Origin of the sequence: Pseudomonas sp. MWU349, from assembly GCF_017947325.1 — a bacterium.
Classification (GTDB): Bacteria; Pseudomonadota; Gammaproteobacteria; order Pseudomonadales; family Pseudomonadaceae; genus Aquipseudomonas; species Aquipseudomonas protegens.
On sequence record NZ_JAFEVP010000002.1, the window covers coordinates 889,300 to 906,793 of the forward strand.

General features: G+C 61.2%; 18 protein-coding genes. 6 read left to right on the plus strand and 12 right to left on the minus strand.

Features of this window, described 5'->3' with window-relative positions; all coding sequences use genetic code 11:
- Positions 1–236: 236 nt before the first annotated feature.
- Both rpsI and rplM read right to left on the minus strand, forming a co-directional pair.
- Complete coding sequence (gene rpsI / locus KCG88_RS11345) at positions 237–629, minus strand: 30S ribosomal protein S9 (RefSeq protein WP_003228056.1); 393 nt, start codon at positions 627–629, stop codon at positions 237–239.
- Between the two features lie 14 nt (positions 630–643).
- Positions 644–1,072, minus strand: a complete 429-nt coding sequence (gene rplM, locus KCG88_RS11350) for a 50S ribosomal protein L13 (protein ID WP_007928449.1) — start codon at positions 1,070–1,072, stop codon at positions 644–646.
- Positions 1,073–1,319: 247 nt separating this feature from the next.
- Between rplM and KCG88_RS11355 the strand changes: the two genes are divergently transcribed.
- The gene (locus KCG88_RS11355; protein WP_210712384.1) at positions 1,320–2,360 is read left to right on the plus strand and encodes an NADP(H)-dependent aldo-keto reductase; all 1,041 of its coding nucleotides are present in this window, start codon (positions 1,320–1,322) and stop codon (positions 2,358–2,360) included.
- A 78-nt stretch (positions 2,361–2,438) separates the two neighbouring features.
- Here KCG88_RS11355 and KCG88_RS11360 read toward each other — a convergent pair whose 3' ends face one another.
- A complete protein-coding gene (locus KCG88_RS11360; RefSeq protein WP_210712385.1) occupies positions 2,439–3,575 on the minus strand; it encodes an acyl-CoA dehydrogenase family protein in 1,137 nt (378 codons plus the stop codon).
- Positions 3,576–3,819: 244 nt separating this feature from the next.
- On the opposite strand from KCG88_RS11360, the gene KCG88_RS11365 reads away from it, so the two are divergent.
- The gene (locus KCG88_RS11365; RefSeq protein ID WP_199521949.1) at positions 3,820–4,719 is read left to right on the plus strand and encodes a GlxA family transcriptional regulator; all 900 of its coding nucleotides are present in this window, start codon (positions 3,820–3,822) and stop codon (positions 4,717–4,719) included.
- 42 nt (positions 4,720–4,761) lie between these two features.
- Here KCG88_RS11365 and zapE read toward each other — a convergent pair whose 3' ends face one another.
- From zapE to KCG88_RS11380, 3 genes are all read right to left on the minus strand, one after another.
- Positions 4,762–5,856 (minus strand): cell division protein ZapE, encoded by a 1,095-nt coding sequence (zapE, locus tag KCG88_RS11370; protein WP_019093692.1) that lies wholly within the window; start codon positions 5,854–5,856, stop codon positions 4,762–4,764.
- A gap of 88 nt (positions 5,857–5,944) precedes the next feature.
- The gene (locus tag KCG88_RS11375) at positions 5,945–7,300 is read right to left on the minus strand and encodes a tryptophan--tRNA ligase (RefSeq protein WP_047285271.1); all 1,356 of its coding nucleotides are present in this window, start codon (positions 7,298–7,300) and stop codon (positions 5,945–5,947) included.
- Between the two features lie 24 nt (positions 7,301–7,324).
- On the minus strand, positions 7,325–7,954 hold the full coding sequence (locus KCG88_RS11380; protein ID WP_047285273.1) for an alpha/beta fold hydrolase: 630 nt from the start codon (positions 7,952–7,954) through the stop codon (positions 7,325–7,327).
- A 144-nt stretch (positions 7,955–8,098) separates the two neighbouring features.
- Here KCG88_RS11380 and KCG88_RS11385 point away from each other — a divergent pair, with 144 nt between their 5' ends.
- Positions 8,099–8,533: a DUF1043 family protein gene (locus tag KCG88_RS11385; protein WP_011063336.1), complete on the plus strand. Its 435-nt coding sequence runs from the start codon at positions 8,099–8,101 to the stop codon at positions 8,531–8,533.
- A 77-nt stretch (positions 8,534–8,610) separates the two neighbouring features.
- Here the strand turns inward: KCG88_RS11385 and KCG88_RS11390 are convergent, their stop codons facing one another.
- The 5 genes from KCG88_RS11390 to KCG88_RS11410 all read right to left on the minus strand — a co-directional run bounded on the left by KCG88_RS11390 (position 8,611) and on the right by KCG88_RS11410 (position 11,268).
- Positions 8,611–9,369, minus strand: a complete 759-nt coding sequence (locus KCG88_RS11390) for an OmpA family protein (protein ID WP_047285276.1) — start codon at positions 9,367–9,369, stop codon at positions 8,611–8,613.
- Positions 9,370–9,481: 112 nt separating this feature from the next.
- Entirely contained in the window at positions 9,482–10,126 is a 645-nt protein-coding gene (locus KCG88_RS11395; protein WP_210712386.1) for an MBL fold metallo-hydrolase, read from the minus strand.
- Between the two features lie 58 nt (positions 10,127–10,184).
- Complete coding sequence (locus KCG88_RS11400) at positions 10,185–10,685, minus strand: methylated-DNA--[protein]-cysteine S-methyltransferase (protein ID WP_047337766.1); 501 nt, start codon at positions 10,683–10,685, stop codon at positions 10,185–10,187.
- A gap of 165 nt (positions 10,686–10,850) precedes the next feature.
- Positions 10,851–11,105 carry a hypothetical protein gene (locus tag KCG88_RS11405; RefSeq protein WP_047337767.1) on the minus strand — a complete coding sequence of 85 codons (255 nt, stop codon included), beginning with the start codon at positions 11,103–11,105 and terminating at the stop codon, positions 10,851–10,853.
- Entirely contained in the window at positions 11,086–11,268 is a 183-nt protein-coding gene (locus KCG88_RS11410; protein ID WP_210712387.1) for a hypothetical protein, read from the minus strand. Before KCG88_RS11410 ends, KCG88_RS11405 begins: the two co-directional genes overlap by 20 nt.
- 139 nt (positions 11,269–11,407) lie before the next feature.
- Between KCG88_RS11410 and KCG88_RS11415 the strand changes: the two genes are divergently transcribed.
- The 3 genes from KCG88_RS11415 (at position 11,408) to KCG88_RS11425 (ending at position 14,541) form a co-directional block, all read left to right on the plus strand.
- Entirely contained in the window at positions 11,408–12,082 is a 675-nt protein-coding gene (locus tag KCG88_RS11415; RefSeq protein WP_047285282.1) for a response regulator transcription factor, read from the plus strand.
- On the plus strand, positions 12,075–13,406 hold the full coding sequence (locus tag KCG88_RS11420) for a HAMP domain-containing sensor histidine kinase (protein WP_210712388.1): 1,332 nt from the start codon (positions 12,075–12,077) through the stop codon (positions 13,404–13,406). Before KCG88_RS11415 ends, KCG88_RS11420 begins: the two co-directional genes overlap by 8 nt.
- A 232-nt stretch (positions 13,407–13,638) precedes the next feature.
- Positions 13,639–14,541, plus strand: a complete 903-nt coding sequence (locus KCG88_RS11425; RefSeq protein ID WP_011063360.1) for a LysR family transcriptional regulator — start codon at positions 13,639–13,641, stop codon at positions 14,539–14,541.
- Between the two features lie 15 nt (positions 14,542–14,556).
- Here KCG88_RS11425 and KCG88_RS11430 read toward each other — a convergent pair whose 3' ends face one another.
- Positions 14,557–17,292, minus strand: a complete 2,736-nt coding sequence (locus tag KCG88_RS11430; RefSeq protein WP_210712389.1) for a LuxR C-terminal-related transcriptional regulator — start codon at positions 17,290–17,292, stop codon at positions 14,557–14,559.
- Positions 17,293–17,494 lie beyond the last annotated feature (202 nt).

Sequence of the window (17,494 nt, forward strand, 5' to 3'; positions counted from 1 at the left end):
GCTTTGTGGCCTGTTAAATCAGGCATCTACTAAGTAAAAATCTGAACTTATAAAAATTTTGCCGAATGGTAATGAAAAGCCCCTATTCTGACAAGGTAATTACCAAGCCGAGCTGGCCCGAAGCCTTGTAGTATAGGGCCTGCGCGGATGTGGCAAGTTGTCACAGAGCAAATTCTAGACAATAAAAAACGCCCAGCTCCGCGAGGAGACTGGGCGTTTTTGAACGCAGTAGCGAATTAACGCTTGGAGTATTGCGGACGCTTACGCGCTTTACGCAGACCCACTTTCTTACGTTCAACTTCACGTGCGTCACGGGTTACGAAACCAGCTTTACGCAGCGCGCTGCGCAGAGTTTCGTCGTAATCCATCAGAGCGCGAGTGATACCGTGGCGGATTGCGCCAGCTTGACCACTTACACCGCCGCCGATAACGGTGACGTAGATATCGAACTTCTCAACGGTCTCGGTCAGCTCCAGCGGTTGACGAACTACCATGCGAGCAGTTTCGCGACCGAAGAAGTTATCCAGGGAGCGGTTGTTGATCGAGATGTTGCCAGTGCCCGGACGCAGGAAAACGCGTGCGGTTGCAGTCTTGCGACGGCCAGTGCCGTAATTTTGAGTCGCCGACATAATGAACTATTCCGTTAAATCTTCAGTTCTTGGGGCTGCTGAGCAGTATGAGGGTGTGCAGCGCCCGCATAGACTTTCAGCTTACGGTACATGTCGCGACCCAGCGGGTTCTTAGGCAGCATGCCTTTTACCGCGGTCTCGATCACGCGCTCAGGGGCTTTGGCGATCAGCTTTTCGAAGTTGATCGACTTGATGCCGCCCGGGAAACCGGAGTGGGAGTAGTACATTTTGTCAGTGGTTTTAGCGCCAGTAACACGTACCTGCTCGGCATTGATCACGACGATGTAGTCGCCGGTGTCAACGTGAGGAGTGTACTCAGGCTTGTGCTTGCCACGCAGACGGCTCGCGATTTCGGTGGCCAGACGACCCAGGGTCTGACCAGCAGCGTCGACGACGAACCAGTCGCGCTTTACTGTTTCCGGTTTAGCAGTAAAAGTTTTCATTCTTTATAGCCTCAGGGGCCGCCCAGCAAAATAGACGGCGGATCTTACTGAATAGTGCTTACTTTGACAAGGTCAAAGGCAGCCGGACACAGACGCTATCGGGGGCTCGGGTCAGCGCGTCTGATATACGGCAAGATTCTTCGGCAGGCGGCGCATCACTTCCACTGCAGAAAGAGCTGCCGAATTATGCAGATTGCGAAAAAAATTTCAACCTGCTTTTATGATTGTTTTGCCAAGGGAGCACCCGATGGACTACCGCCAGCTGGGCCGAACCGATCTGAATGTGAGTGCCATTTGCCTGGGCACCATGACCTGGGGCGAGCAGAACACCGAGGCTGAAGCCTTCGCTCAGATCGAGCGGGCCAAGAACGCCGGAATCAACTTCATCGACACCGCCGAGATGTACCCGGTGCCGCCAAAGGCCGAAACCTACGCCACCACCGAGCGCTATATCGGCAACTGGTTCAAGCAGCGTGGCGACCGCGCCGACTGGATCCTGGCCAGCAAGATCGCAGGTCCGGGCAACACCATCGACTACATTCGCGACAAACAGCTCAAGCACAACCGCAAGCATATAGTCGAAGCCGTGGATGCCAGCCTCAAGCGCCTGCAGACCGACTGGATCGACCTGTACCAACTGCACTGGCCCGAGCGCAGCACCAACTTCTTCGGCCAACTGGGCTACAAGCACCAGGCCGATGAAGACTTCACTCCGCTGGAAGAAACCCTCGAAGCCCTGGACGAGCAGGTCAAGGCCGGCAAGATCCGCCATATCGGCCTGTCCAACGAAACGCCATGGGGCACCATGAAGTTCCTTGCCCTGGCCGAGAGCCGTGGCTGGCCGCGGGCGGTTTCGATCCAGAACCCCTACAACCTGCTCAACCGCAGCTTCGAAGTGGGCCTGGCGGAAATCGCCATTCGTGAACAATGTGGCCTGCTGGCCTACTCTCCCCTGGCGTTTGGCTACCTGTCCGGCAAGTACGAAAGCGGCGCACGGCCAGCCAAGGCACGGCTGAGCCTCTACAGCCGCTTCAGCCGCTACTTCAACCCTCAGTCGGAAGCGGCCTGCAGCCGTTATGTGGCGCTGGCCCGCGAGCACGGCCTGGATCCGGCACAGATGGCCCTGGCCTTCGTCACTCAACAGCCGTTCGTGACCAGCAACATCATCGGCGCCACCACTCTGGAACAGCTGGACAGCAACATCGCCAGCGCCACCTTGAAGCTGTCGGAAGAGGTCCTCGCCGGGATCGAGGCAATCCACAAGGATCACCCCAACCCCGCGCCTTAATAGGCCCACAGTTGCCGGCTTGCCAGCGAATGGATACGTCGCTCACCCGCTTCGCAGCCTTCGCTGGCGGCCCGCTTCCTATAGTGAGCGGGCAATGATCTCCTTCATGATCTCGTTGGTCCCGGCATAAATGCGCTGCACCCGCGCATCGGCCCAGGCCCGGGCCACCGGGTATTCCCACATGAAGCCGTAGCCGCCGTGCAACTGCACGCATTCATCAAGCACCTTGCACTGCAGGTCAGTCCCCCAGCACTTGGCCATGGCCGCCGTCGGCACATCGAGCTTGCCCTGCAAGTGCAGCTCCAGGCAACGATCGACAAATACGCGGCCGATCTGAATTTCCGTGGCCATTTCCGCCAGCTTGAAACGGCTGTTCTGGAAATCGGCAATTGCCTTGCCAAAAGCCTTGCGTTCGCGGGTGTACTCCAGGGTCCACTGCAACGCCGCCTCGGCACTGGCCAGGCCGCCAATGGCTACGGTCAGGCGCTCCTGGGGCAACTCCTGCATCAAATAGGCAAAACCAGCCCCAGCCTGCCCCAGCAGATTTTCCTTGGGCACTCGCACATCCTGGAAAAACAGCTCGGAGGTGTCCTGAGCCTTCATTCCCACCTTTTCCAGGCGCTTGCCCTTGGAGAACCCGGGAGTATCGGCTTCAACCAGAAACAGGCTGGTGCCCTTGGCTCCGGCCTTGGGGTCGGTCTTGGCCACGACTATCACCAGGTCCGCCAGGTAGCCGTTGGTAATAAAGGTCTTGGAACCATTGATCACGTACTCGTCGCCGTCGAGCACTGCCGTGGTCTTCACCCCTTGCAGGTCGGAGCCCGCTCCCGGCTCGGTCATGGCAATGGCCGTGACCATTTCCCCCGACACCAGCCGGGGCAGGTACTTGTGTTTCAGCGACTCACTGCCGTAATGCAGGATGTAGGGCGCGACAATGTCCGAATGCAGGGAAAAACCAATGCCCGTCAGCCCCAGCCGGCCAATCTCCTCGATCACCACTGCGCTGTAGAGAAAGTCCGCCCCCAGGCCGCCGTATTCCTCGGGAATGTGCGAACACAGCATTCCGGCCTCCCCCGCCTTGCTCCACAGCTGACGGTCGATATAGCCCTGTTTTTCCCATTCGCCATGGAAGGGCACGGCCTCTTTCTCAAGGAATGTACGCACACTGTCACGGAAGAGTTCGTGCTCGGAGCTGAACAAGGTTCTAGGGATCATGCAGGCACCTGTGATGGTTATTGATCATGGGTTGGCTGCCAGAGCCTAAGGCTAGCCACCTGCACGGGACACTGGACACATCCGACAAAAAATAAGACGATCCAGCCGTCTGGTGACCACTTTCCCCTATAAGAACAATTGAATTATGTCTAACCAAACCTCCACGCCCTTGCGGCGCGTCAGCATCCTGGCTATCGACCGGGTTTTCGCTTCCACCCTCATGCAAGCCAAGGATTTCTTCCATCTGGCCAGCCTGCGCTACGGCAAACAACTGGGCCAAGGCCTGACCCCGGCGTTCGAAACCCGCCTGGTCAGCCCCGACGGCCAGCCCGTATGCAGTTTCAGCGATGTGATCATGCCGGTGGACGGCCCGCTGGAAGACACCGATATCATCATCCTCCCGGCGTTCTGGGACGACTTCGACACCCTGTGCCAGCGTTACCCGCAGATCTTGCCCTGGCTGCGCGCCCAGCACGCTCGCGGCGCGGTCCTCTGCGGCGAAGCCACTGGGGTGTTCTGGCTGGCTGAAGCCGGCCTGCTCGATGGCAAGGAGGCCACTACCTACTGGCGCTTCTTCAGTGCCTTCAGCGAGCGCTTCCCCCAGATCCAGCTCAATCAGGACAAACACCTGACCGACGCCGACAACCTCTACTGCGCGGGTGGCACCACCTCGGCCTGCGACCTGTACATCTACCTGATCGAACGCTTCTGCGGTGCCAACGTGGCCCAGGCCGTGGCCCGGGACATCCTCTATGAAGTGCAGCGCAGCTACGCCCCAGGGCGCATCGGCTTCGGCGGCCAGAAGCTGCATCAGGATGTGATCATCCTGCAGATCCAGCACTGGCTCGAAGAGCACTTCGCCGACAAGTTCCGCTTCGAGGACGTGGCCCGCGAGCACGGCATGAGCATTCGCAACTTCATGCGCCGCTTCCAGACCGCCACCGGCGACAAGCCCCTGCATTACCTGCAGCGCCTGCGCATCGAAACCGCCAAGGGCCTGCTCTCGGGAACGCGCAAGAGCATCAAGACCATCAGCTACGAAGTCGGCTACGACGATGCCAGTTTCTTCGCCCGCCTGTTCCGCCAGCACACCGAGCTTTCACCCAACCAGTACCGCCAACAGTTCCAGCAACAGGCGGCATAAAAAAAGGGCCTGCAATGCAGGCCCTTTTTCATCTGGCAACGCTTATGGCTTGTGCGCCCGCGACAGGAACTCGTGCGACTGCATCTCCAGCAGGCGGCTGAGGGTGCGCTGGAACTCGAACGTCAGGCGGCCACCGGTGTAGAGGTCCTTGAGTTCGACCTCGGCGGAAATGATCAGCTTGACGTTGCGGTCATAGAATTCGTCGACCATGTTGATAAAGCGCCGGGCGATGTCGTCGGTGGTGACGCTCATCTGCTCCACGCCACTGAGCAACACGGCGTGGAAGATCTTGCCCAGCTCGATGTAGTCGTTCTGGCTGCGCGGGCCGTCGCACAGTTCCCGGAAGTCAAACCAGGCCACATCATCGCAGGTACGCAATGCGCGGATCTCGCGGTTCTCGATGATCAACACATCGTTTTCCACCGCCTGGGTGCACTCCGGCGTCAATGCCCGGAAGCTCTTGCGCAAGCTTTCTTGTGCTTCTTCGTTCAATGGATAGTGGAACAGCTCCGCCTGCTCCAGGTGACGCAAGCGGTAGTCGACACCGCTGTCGACGTTGACGATCTCGGTGTTCTGCTTGATCAGGGCAATCGCCGGCAGGAAGCGCGCGCGCTGCAAGCCATCCTTGTACAGGCCATCCGGGACGATGTTCGAGGTGGCGACCAGGGTCACGCCATTCTTGAACAGTTCCTCCATGAGGGTGCCAAGAATCATCGCGTCGGTAATGTCAGACACGAAGAATTCGTCGAAGCAGATCACCCGCGCCTCTTGCGAGAAACGCTTGGCGATGATGGTCAGCGGGTTCTTCTCACCGCCCAGGGTCTTCATTTCTTCATGTACGCGCTTCATGAAACGGTGAAAGTGCGTGCGTACCTTTTCCTTGAACGGCAAGGCTTCGAAGAAGGTGTCCACCAGATAGGTCTTGCCGCGCCCCACTCCACCCCAGAAATACAGGCCCTTGACCGGCGTCTGATCCTTCTTGCCAAAGAGCTTGCCGAGCAGGCCCGGCTTGTTTTGCTCGGCCGCGATCAGATCGTCATACAGGCGCTGCAGATGACGCACAGCCGTTTCCTGTGCCGCATCATGAAAGAAATCCGGGCGTTTCAGATCTGCTTGGTATCGTTCTAGGGGCGTCATAATTCGTTAGCAAGGCAACAAAAACGGGCCGTCACTTTAGCGACGGCCCTGGGGAATGGCAATCAGCCCTTGGTCGGGAAGATGCCGATTAGTCCTGCGCTGGGGTCAGAGCGATGCGCAGCGCATCTACAGCAGCGTCGCGGGCGCCGGCATCGCTAAAGTCCGGGCTGTCAGCCACGCAGGTGCCGTCCAGCCAGATACTGAATGCATTGCCCTCGGTCCGCAGATCCAGCTCCTGGCCCGATTGCAGTTGCTTGGTGACAGCACCTGCAGCCTTGCCATCAGCGAAATTGCGCGACAGCAGCAACTGCTCGCCATCGGCCGACAGCAAACGGAAACGGAAGCTGCCGTCATCCTCGCGAAAGCTGATGAAACGCGCGGCCTTGGCGGCTTTTTTCTTGGTGGTGGCTGCCACCTGTACCTGGGCGGCGAAAGAGCGCAGGCCCACGGCTTCGCGCAGTTCGTTGAGGAACGGCGTGGCCACGGCACGGGCCTTGACGGCGCCAGCACGCAAGATGTCTTCCAGGTCCGAAGGGCGTGCGATCAGTTGGTGATAACGCTCGCGGGCTTCGCCCAGTTCGGCATCCAGCAACTGGAACAGGCGGTTCTTGGCTTCGCCCCAACCCAGGCCCTGAAGCAGCTCGCTGCGGAACTCGTCGGCTTGCGCAGGGGTGGAGAACGCCTGGTACAGGGTGAACAAATGAGAGTTGTCCGGATCCTTGGCCTCGCCTGGCGCCTTGGAGTCGGTGACGATACGCGAGATCGCGTCCTTCATGTCCTTGGCGCTGGTGAACAGCGGGATGGTGTTGTCGTAACTCTTGGACATCTTGCGGCCATCGAGACCTGGCAAGGTGGCAACGCTTTCCTCGATCAGCGCCTCGGGCATGGTGAAGAACTCCTTGCCCTGGCCGAACAGGTGGTTGAAACGCTGGCCAATGTCCCGGGCCATTTCCACGTGCTGGATCTGGTCGCGGCCCACCGGCACCTTGTGCGCGTTGAACATCAGGATGTCCGCCGCCATCAGTACCGGGTAGCTGTACAAGCCCATGGTGATGCCGGCGTCCGGGTCTTCACCGGCCTCGACATTCTTGTCCACCGAAGCCTTGTAGGCATGGGCACGGTTGAGCAGCCCCTTGGCCGCCACGCAGGTCAACAGCCAGGTCAGCTCGGGGATCTCCGGGATGTCCGACTGGCGATAGAAAGTCACGCGCTCCACATCCAGGCCACCGGCCAACCAGGTGGCGGCGATTTCCTGGCGCGAACGCTGGATACGCAGCGGGTCATCGCACTTGATCAGTGCGTGGTAGTCGGCCAGAAAGTAGAAGGAATCGGCATTGCTGTCGCGGCTGGCGATGATCGCCGGGCGGATCGCACCGGCATAGTTGCCCAGGTGCGGAGTGCCGGTGGTAGTAATGCCGGTGAGGATACGCGTACGAGTAGTCATGGGTAATCGCTTATCAGACTGCTATCAATTCGAAAGTCGCGGCAGCACCAGATCTTTCAGATCGGTGAGCTTGCCATGAAAAAAGTGCCCGCATTCTGCCACTTTCAGCAGCTCATGGGGGCGAACAAGCGCGTCGGACCAGTCGTAGACCGCCTGAGGGTCGATGACTTCATCAGTTTGCGGCTGGATCAGAGTCAACGGGCAGTTCTGCGGCAGCAGGTCGCTATCACGCAGGCGGGTGACCGCCGGCGCCACCATGAACAAGTGCTTGAGCTGCGCACCTTGGGCTTCCAGGCGCCCGCCAAGGCTGGCCGCGACAAAACCGCCAAAGGAGAACCCGAACAGGGTCAAGGGCAGTTGCGGATGCTGGGCCTGCAACCACTGGGCTGCCGCCTGGGCATCGTCGACTTCACCGCTGCCCATGTCGTGGCTGCCTTCACTAGCGCCCACGCCACGGTAGTTGAAACGCAGGGTGGTCAGGCCGGCATCCCGCGCAGTGCGCTGCAGGGTGGACACCACCTTATTGAGCATGGTGCCGCCCTGCACCGGATTGGGGTGGCAGATCAGCGCCACACCACGTGCATCGGGCACCTGCAGATACAGGGCTTCCAGTTGGCCCACCGGGCCGGCAATCACTACAGGGGTTTCACGCATAAGCAAGGAAGGAACTCCGTGACCTCGAAGGGGGTCGACTCGTCTAGCAAATGGTCTGTGCCAATCTATTGCGAGTGAATCGCGGTATACAGCGCAGGTTCGAGCCGTTAACGTAAAGCAAAGCCGTTTATAGAGGAAGGACTCGTGGAACACTCGCTCTTAGTTTGGTTGTTGCCGACTCTTGCCCTGGTCGCGGGTGTCGCCATTGGATTCCTGGTCGCTCGCCTGCTGCCCAATGCCGCGCCTAACCGCACGCAGCGTCAGTTGGATGATATTCAGGAACGTTTCGACAATTATCAGAATGAAGTGGTCACTCACTTCAACAGCACCGCAACCCTGGTCAAGAAACTGACCCAGAGTTACCAGGAAGTGCAGGATCACCTTGCCGAGGGCGCCAATCGACTGGCCCTGGACGAACTGACCCGCCAGCGCCTGCTGGCCGCCCTGCACTCGGAGTCGGTGCAGGCTCCACGTGAGCGCCTGACCCCTCCACGGGACCAGGAACCACCACGGGACTACGCGCCCAAGACGCCGAATGCCCCAGGCATGCTCGACGAACAATATGGCCTGAAGAAGTAATACGCTTCAGCCATTAAAAAAGCCCGCCCGATCTGCATCGGGCGGGCTTTTTTGTGCCTGGGGTTCAGCCAGTCCGGTCAGGGATACTGCTGGTATTGCTGACCTTGCTGCTGATAGGGCTGCTGGTATTGCTGGTTGGGTTGCTGGTATTGCTGGCCCGGAATCGCCTTGAGGTTGACCTCGACCCGACGGTTCTGCGCACGACCGTTGACATCGGCGTTGCTGGCGATCGGGTTGTCCGGACCGGCGCCACGAGCGGACAGGTTGGCACTGCTGACCCCCTGGGACGTCAGGTAGGTCGCCACGCTCTGGGCGCGACGCTGGGACAGGTCCATGTTGTGCTGGCGGCTGCCGGTGCTGTCGGTGTAGCCAACGATCTCGATCTGGTTCTGGTTGAACTCACGCAGGGAGTTGGCCAGGTTGTTCAGGGGCTGGTAGAAGCTGGGTGCGATATTCGCCGAGTCGGTGGCGAAGGTGATATTGCCCGGCATGATCAACTTGATCTGATCACCCTGGCGCTGCACCTCGACCCCGGTGTTAGCCATGCTGGCGCGCAGTTTTTTCTCCTGCTGGTCAGCGTAGTAGCCATAACCTGCAGCGGAAGCACCGACCACTGCCGCACCGATCAGGGCCCCCTTGCCACGGTTGTTGTGGTCGATGGCAGCACCAGCCAACGCACCGGCCAAGGCTCCCAGCCCACCGTACTTGGCGGTTTTACTCATGCCAGACGAGCCGCCGTCGGCCTGCCCCTGGTTGTCATAGGGGTTAGGCGAAGCGCAGCCGGACAACAAGGCCACAGCAGTAGCGACAACAATCAAACGACGTGAGGTGAACATGGAAAGCTCCTACATTTTGCATTTTGTGGTGCAGCGGACGTTGGCAATAGACCTTTGCTGGCGTTGGAACACGCAGAACGGCAAAAATTCCGTGAACCAACGGGCAATATAGTCAGACTCGCACGAACGGATTCTGACGCATCTCATCTCCCAGCCGAGTGTCTGGGCCGTGCCCGGCAACCACAGTGGCGTCTTCGTCGAGGGTATAGAGACGCTGCTTGATCGAACGCACCAGCGTGGCCTGATCGCCACCCCACAAATCCGTACGCCCGACCCCGCGCTTGAACAGCGTGTCGCCGGCAATCAGAAGCTTAGCCTCGGAAAACCAAAAGCTCATGGAACCTGGGGTATGCCCTGGAGTGTGCAAGGCCACGCCACAACCACAGGCCAGCTCTTCGTCATCACCCAGCCAGCGATCCGGGGACGGCACAGGGGTGTAGGGCACGCCGAACATGCTGCACTGCATCTCGAGGTTGTCCCAGAGAAACTGGTCGTCCTTGTGCAAGTGCAAGGTAGCGCCGGTCTTTTCCTTCATCTGCCCGGAGGCCAGGAAGTGATCCAGATGGGCATGGGTATGGATGATGCTCACCACCTTCAGACCCAGTGCGTCCAGGCGCGCCATGATCAGGTCGGGGTTGCCGCCCGGATCGACGACGATGGCTTTCTTGGTCAGCGGGTCGCCAATGATGGTGCAGTTGCACTGCAGCGGGCCGACGGGGAAGGTTTCACGGATGAGGCTGGGCTTGGCGGCGTCCATGGGAAGGCTCCAGAAAAATCGATGGGCCATTCTGTCACAGCTCGCCGCCACTGCTTACTCAGAACGCCAATTGCAACGTCTCCTCGCCTTCCAGTGCCAACAGGAACTGCTTGGCCTCAAGGCCGCCGGCGAAACCGGTGAGGCTGCCCGAGGCGCCGATCACCCGGTGGCAGGGGGCGACGATCGAGATCGGATTACGCCCATTGGCCGCCCCTACCGCACGCACTGCAGCGGGATTGCCGATCTGTCGGGCGATCTGGCTATAACTGCGGGTCTCGCCGAAAGGAATGGTCAGCAGGGCTTGCCAGACCTGGCGCTGGAACTCGGTGCCGACAAAGTCCAGCTCAAGCTCGAAACGCTCGCGGGTACCGGCAAAATATTCGCGCAACTGGCGCTCGGTCTCCAGCAACAGCGGATGCTCCGCGGCTTCCTGCAGTGGACCCAGGCGCACCCGGTTCTGCCGCTCGTGCTCCCAGAGAATCGCCGCCAGCTTCGCTCCCCGGGCAACCAGGGTCAGTTGGCCAACCGGGGACGCCATTTTCTTGAATACGCAGGACATCGCAGTTCTCCTTCAATCCGCCAGGGAAATCAGGCCGGCAACCCTGGGGTTCGCCGCCTTCATCTCAGTACGCCTGCACTGTAGAACGAGATTTCAGCGCAAGAACCTCGTTTCTTGCGCTGGAACTCGAAGGCGGATCATTCTGGGCGCTGCCAGGCGGCGAGGCTAGTCGTCCTCGTCCACCAGGTAACAATTGTCGCTGCTGCTAAGCCGGCCATGGGGGTCGACGATAAAGGCCCCCCGCCCCTGGCCACACTCCAGCAAGTGCACCGGCGCCAACTCGCGCTGGCGGTCGATCTGGGCGTTGAAGCGCACGATATAGGCCCCCAGAGAAATCGATACACACAGGATCAGCACCAGGCACAACACCAGTTGGTCGGTGTAGCCGGCGCCGCCATCGTCAGACGATACCCGCGACATGATCGGCCTCCGCCCGTTGCAGGTCCTGCCCCAGCAGGAACAGGTTCAAGGGGCCACCGTCCCCAAGGCGCACCATGGGTGCCACGGACGGCAGGACGCAAGCCATCAGGCCGAGAAGAATCAACACCAGCAGGATGCCTTTGAGCACTGAAGACAGGTTCATGGCTGTGCCGCGCTCTGCAGTTAAGAAGAGCCTGAGCTTAGAGAGCGCTGGGTTAACAGCGGGTAAACATCGATGGAAAAGCCTTGGCTTCCGCTATCCTTCGGCCCATCGAGTGCCAAGGGTCCAAGGGGACGTTTCCGTGCATATTCACCTGCTGCTGGTCGAGGACAACCTCGACCTGGCCAATACCGTCATCGAGTACCTGGAAATCGGTGGCATCGTCTGCGACCACGCCAGCAACGGCCAGACCGGCCTTAACCTGGCCCTGAGCCAGCATTACGACGTGATCCTCCTGGACATCATGCTGCCGCGGCTGGACGGCCAGCAGCTGTGCGAACAACTGCGCCAGCACGGCAGCCAGACCCCCATCCTCATGCTCACCTCGCTGGATGCCCTGTCGGACAAGCTCGCCAGCTTTGCCGCCGGTGCCGACGATTATCTGGTCAAGCCCTTCGAACTGGCCGAGCTGGTGGCCAGGATCCGTGCCCTGAGCCTGCGCCGCAGCGGCCAGGCCAGCCGCCTGCAGGTGGCCGACCTGGTGATGGAGCTGACCACCCGCAAGGTCAGCCGCGCCGGCCAGGAACTGCACCTGTCGCCCATTTGCTGGACCCTGCTGGAGTGCCTGATGCGCGCCAGCCCCGAGCCCGTCACCCGGGAACGCCTGGAGGCGAGCATCTGGGGCGACGAGCCACCCGACAGCAACACCCTCAAGGTGCATATGCACCGGCTGCGCAAGACTGTGGACAAATCCTTCGACCAGCCCCTGATCCACACCCTTCCCGGTATTGGCATACAGCTGAGGTCACATGCGTAACGGCCTGAGTTTGAAATGGGTGATCAGCGGCAGCTTCCTCCTGCTGATCGCCGTGGTACTGCTGATCTACAGCCTGCTGCTGCCGGAATACAGCGTCCGCGGCCTGCTCTACACCGCCAGCGCGATGATGGAGGAAGAAGCCCAGTACTTCGCCAGGCACTACAACAAGGACCCCACGACCCCGCCGCCGCACAACTATTTCTATACCAGCGTCATCGGCAAGGAAGCGCTGCCCGAGAAGGTCCGCCAATTGCTGGACACGCCCCCGAGCCTGTCCTTCGGGGCTGTCCAGGTCTTTGGCGACCTGGATTCCGATGACGACGATGAAGGCCGGGCGATCCTTGCCCAACCCCTGGCGGACGGCAAGACCCTGTACATGTACGACGTCGACCATGACCAGGAAGAAGGCGGCGAAGTCGAGACGCCACTGTCCGACGCCTACCTGGACCGTGAACTGCGCGGGGTGATTTTCATCAGCCTGGCGGTGTTCATACCGGCGCTGATCATCATTGCCCTGCTGGTCTGGTGGCTGGTGCGGCCCCTGGGGCGCCTTTCCCAGTGGTCCAGTACCCTCAAGGACCCCGACACGGTTGCCGGCGAACGGCCCAATTTCAGCTTCAAGGAATTCAACATGCTGGCCGACGCCCTGGCCCAGAGCATGCAACAGGTCCAGGCTGCCAGCCAGCGAGAAGGCCGGCTGCTGCGCTACACCAGCCATGAACTGCGTACCCCGCTGGCAGTGCTCAAGGCCAATATCGAGCTGCTGACCCTGCAAGCCGGCGGTGCCCTGCCGCCGCCCCTGCAACGTATCGAACGCTCGGTACTGAACATGCAGCGCATCGCCGAGACTTTGCTGTGGATGAGCCGCGAGCTGCCCGAAGCCCTGCCCGAGGAGCCCATCGACATGAGCGGGCTGGTCAACGAACTGATTCAGGAGCAGCGCTACCTGATCGGGACACGGGATATCGAACTGATCCTGGACATCAGCACCACCCCTTGCCGACTGCCCCTGACCGCTTGCCGGATCGTGGTTGGCAATTTCCTGCGCAACGCCCTGCAATACGCCGATGACGGCAGCATCGAGATCCACTTCGACTACCCGCGCCTGCGCATTCTCAACCGCATCCGCGAAACCAAGCAGATCGAGCCTTCCAGCGACTACGGCTATGGCCTGGGCCTGGAACTGATGCGCCAGTTGTGTGCCCGCCTGGGTTGGCGCATAGACGTGCTGGTGGAGGAGCAACGCTTCAGCGTCACCTTGGACTTCGACGCCGCCCCAACCGAGGAAGCCCCGAGCGCCAGCCCCGGCGAGGAGACTGCCTGAGGCCAAGCGAGGAAAAATGTGCTCGCAAGCGATGAAAAAACTGCCTCGGCCACGCCCTCCCTTCCAGCAGTTGTGAGTATTGTTGCGGAACAAAAAAACACGCCGGGGGAGCCTTGCCGGTGCGTAACTTGCTTGCATCAAGCGCGCTGCATGCGCCGTGATGCATGCAAGTCCCGGGTCACCCTGACCCGGCCGCCCTTCCCCCGTGCCCGGGCAAAGAACGAGGTTCGCTGTGGCTGCCTACAATCTGCGTCAACTGAAGTACTTCATCACCACCGTCGAGTGCGGCAGCGTCGCCGAGGCATCACGCAAGCTGTACATCGCCCAGCCGTCGATCTCCACCGCCATCAAGGGCCTGGAGGACAGCTTCGGCGTGCAATTGCTGATTCGTCACCATGCCCTCGGCGTGTCCCTGACCCCCAGCGGGGCACGTTTCTACCGCAAGGCCCAGGAGCTGCTGCGCATGGCCAAGGAGTTCGAGCAGAACGCCCTGGCAGACAACGACGTGGTCGCCGGGCAGATCGACATCGGCTGCTTCGAAACCGTGGCACCGCTGTACCTGCCACAGCTGATCGCCGGCTTCAGCGCGCTCTATCCCGGGGTGGAAATCCGCATCCGTGATGGCGAGCAGCAGGAACTGGTACAGGGCCTGACCGGTGGCGCATTCGATCTGGCGATCCTCTATGAGCATGACCTGGACGGCACCATCGAAACCGAGCCACTGATGCCGCCACAACGGCCTTACGCCTTGCTGCCGGCCGGCCATCGCTACGCCAAGCAGCCCCAGGTATCGCTGCGCGACCTGTGCCTGGAGCCGATGATCCTGCTGGACGTGCAACCGAGCCGCACCTATTTCGTCAGCCTGTTCGAAGAACTGGGGCTGACGCCACAGATTGCCTTCAGCTCACCGTCCATCGAGATGGTGCGCGGGATGGTCGGCCAGGGCTTCGGTTTCTCGATCCTGGTCACCCGCCCCCACTCGCCGTTTTCCTACGATGGCAAGCCGGTGGTGTGTGTCGATATTGTCGAGGATGTCACAGGTTCAGGCCTGGTGGCCGCCTGGCTCAAACGTGGCCAATTGACCAAGCCGGCGCGGTTGTTCGCCGACTACTGCAAGGAGCACCTGGCCCGCTAGCCAGTGGCGCAACGCCTACCCCAGCAACCCCAGTTCCTGGGCCCGGGCCACGGCCTGGGTCCGGCGCTCTACCCCCAGCTTGCTGTTGATATGGCTGGCATGGGTTTTCACCGTATGCAGCGAGATGAACAGGCGCTCGCTGATTTCCTGGTTGGAGCAGCCCTGGGCGATCAACTGCAACACTGAAAGCTCCCGGGAGCTCAGGGACTCGTTATGGGTCACGATCTCCTGAGGTTCACGCGAGGCTGCCGGCAACCGCTCCAGCAACGCCTGGGTCAGGGCCGTCGATACGCCCTGCTGCAACTGCTCGCGCATCCAGCCGGGATGGCCATGGAGCAATGCCATGAACGGCTGCACCGCGCCTCCAACCCCGGCCTCCAGAGCCTGGGCCAGGTCCTGGCGGGCCTGCGGACCGCGACCGGCCGCCAGCAACAGTGCGGCTTTCTGGGTCAGGGCCATCACGCTCAACAGCTGCCGGCCGCTCTGCTGGCCATGCTCGACCAACCGATTCAAGCGCTGCTCCGCCCGGCTCAGGTCGCCCTTGATGCTTTCAAGCTGGGCTTGCTGCAATTCGATGTGCAATGGCAGTTGCGGATGGAACTCCGGTGGCGCCGCCGCCTGTTCGCCGGTGTAGGTCTGGCCCAGGCGGGCCAGCCAGGCTTCGGCCAGATCGGTACGCCCCTGGGCCAGCCACAGCTCGCATTTCACCAGGGTGATCATTGCCAGGTAATAGATCGGTGGTACGTCCCAGATGTGCATCAAGCGCTCGGCTTCCGCCAGCTCGGCGAAGGCTCGGGAGAACTCGCCGACCAGGCCTTCCTGCTTGGCGATCACGCAGTGACCGATCAGCACGCTGATATCGCGACAGGCCCGGGCCTCCACCAGCCCGGCCTGCAAACGCACCAGGCCGGCCTCGGGCTGGGCACGCAGGGTCAGCAGATAACCGTCATACAGGGTCAGGCGGGCCCGCACCGCATACAACCGCTGGGCCGACAGGCCCTGCAGGCGCCGCAGCCCCTGGTGTACCTCCTCCTGCGCCCGCAGCACTTCGCCGCGGGCCTGCAGGACCCGGGCACGGTCGTAGTGGGCCAGGGCTTCGAACAGCGGATTGCCAACCCGTTGCGCCAGCTCCAGGGATTCGCGATTGAGGCTGCGGGCCCGCCACAGATCGGCATCGGTAATGGCCAGGTTGGACAAGGTCGACAAGCACATCAGGCGCTGCCCATACCGTTTGGGCGGCAGGCTTTCCAGGGCCTCGCTGCAATAGGCCAGGGTGTTTTCCCGCTGGCCGCGGCCACGGGCGATGATGCCGCTCAGGGCCAGCCATTGCGCCAACATCGACTTCTGCGCCGTGGCCGAAGGGGCCGGCAGGAAACGACTCAGGTGATTGGCCAGTTCCTCCGCCGCATCCAGCTGGCAGGCCAGGCCCAGGGCCCAGCTGTAGAGCACGATCAGCCGCGGCGTGCTGATCAGCAGGCTGTCGGGCAGGTCCATCTTCCAGCGCAGCAGCATGCCGACGTTCTGTTCCGCCAGCAGTTGCTCTTCGGACAGGTTCTGCACCAGGTTGGCCGCCACGTCCAGGTGCCCGGCGCGCAGCGCTTGCTCCACCGCTTCGTCGAGCAGCCCCTGGGCGTTGAACCAGCGGCAGGCGCGCAGGTGCAGGCTGGCCGCTGGCACCAGGGCATTGGCCGTGGGCCGGGTGCGCAGCAGGTCGGAAAACAGGTGGTGATAACGATACCAATGGCCGTGTTCATCCAGGGGCACCAGGAATACCTGGTGGGCCTGGAGGAAACCCAGGATCTCGGCGCTGTCATGGGCTTCGCGCAGGGCATCGCACAGCTCGGCGCAAAACCGCTCCTGGGGCGCCGTGTCATACAGGAATGACTGCACTTCGGCGGGCAGGCAGTCGATGACCTCTTCCAGCAGGTAGTCGCGGATCAGCCCTTCCCCGCCATGCAGGCCCTGGGGTAGAGCGCCCCCGGCTCCCGCCTCGGACGCCGCCAGCAGCCAGAAACGCAGCCCGGCCACCCAGCCTTCGCTGCGCTGAATCAGGTTTTCCAGGGCTTCGCCGCGCAGCGAACTGCTGTGCCGGTCGAGCAGGCTCAGGGACTCGTCGTGGGTCAGGCGCAAATCCTGCTCGTGCAGCTCCAGCAGTTGCCGGGACAACCGCAGCCGCGCCAGGTGCCAGTCCGGACGTTGGCGGCTGGTGACCAGCACCAGCAAGCCATCGGGCAGGTGATTGAGAAAAAACTGCAGGCAACGATCGAGGACCGGCCCCTGGGCCAGGTGATAGTCGTCCAGCACCAGCAATAACGGACTGGCACCGGACAATTGCACCGCCAGCTCATCCAGCAGGCCGTCCAGCCACTCTTCAAAGGCGAAGGGCTGGTGGCGCTGACGCATTTTCAACAGGCCCAGGGACTGCCGTCCCAATTGGGGAAAGTACTGCTGCAGACCGGCCAACAGACGCTCGAGGAAGCGCCCGGGATCGCTGTCCCGGCGGCTCAACCCCAGCCACAGGCTCTGCCAGTTATCCGGCAGGCCCTGGCAAAACTCCACGGCCAGCGAGCTCTTGCCAAACCCGGCAGGCGCACAGACCAGCAGCAATCGCCCCTTCAACCCGGCGCCCAGACGCTCGCAAAGACGCGGCCGCTGCACGTATCCATCGGGCAGGGGGGGTCGATAAAAACGCCCCTCCAGAGCGGGAATCACCGCGCTGGCAGGCCGTTGCAGGGGGGACAGGTCAGTCATGGCCAACTCTTATTGATGTACGGTTGTCGGCGTAGCAGATGTCCGCAGACTAGCGGTAAAAGGCCACCTGTTGAAGATTTTTGCGACCATTCGGGCGAAAAAGACTATGAGCAAATTGGTCAGATAACTCTGAATGATTAAAAGATATTTCGTTTATTTATTAATTAAGTGGCTAATTAGCTTCGAGAAAACCGTCTGTACC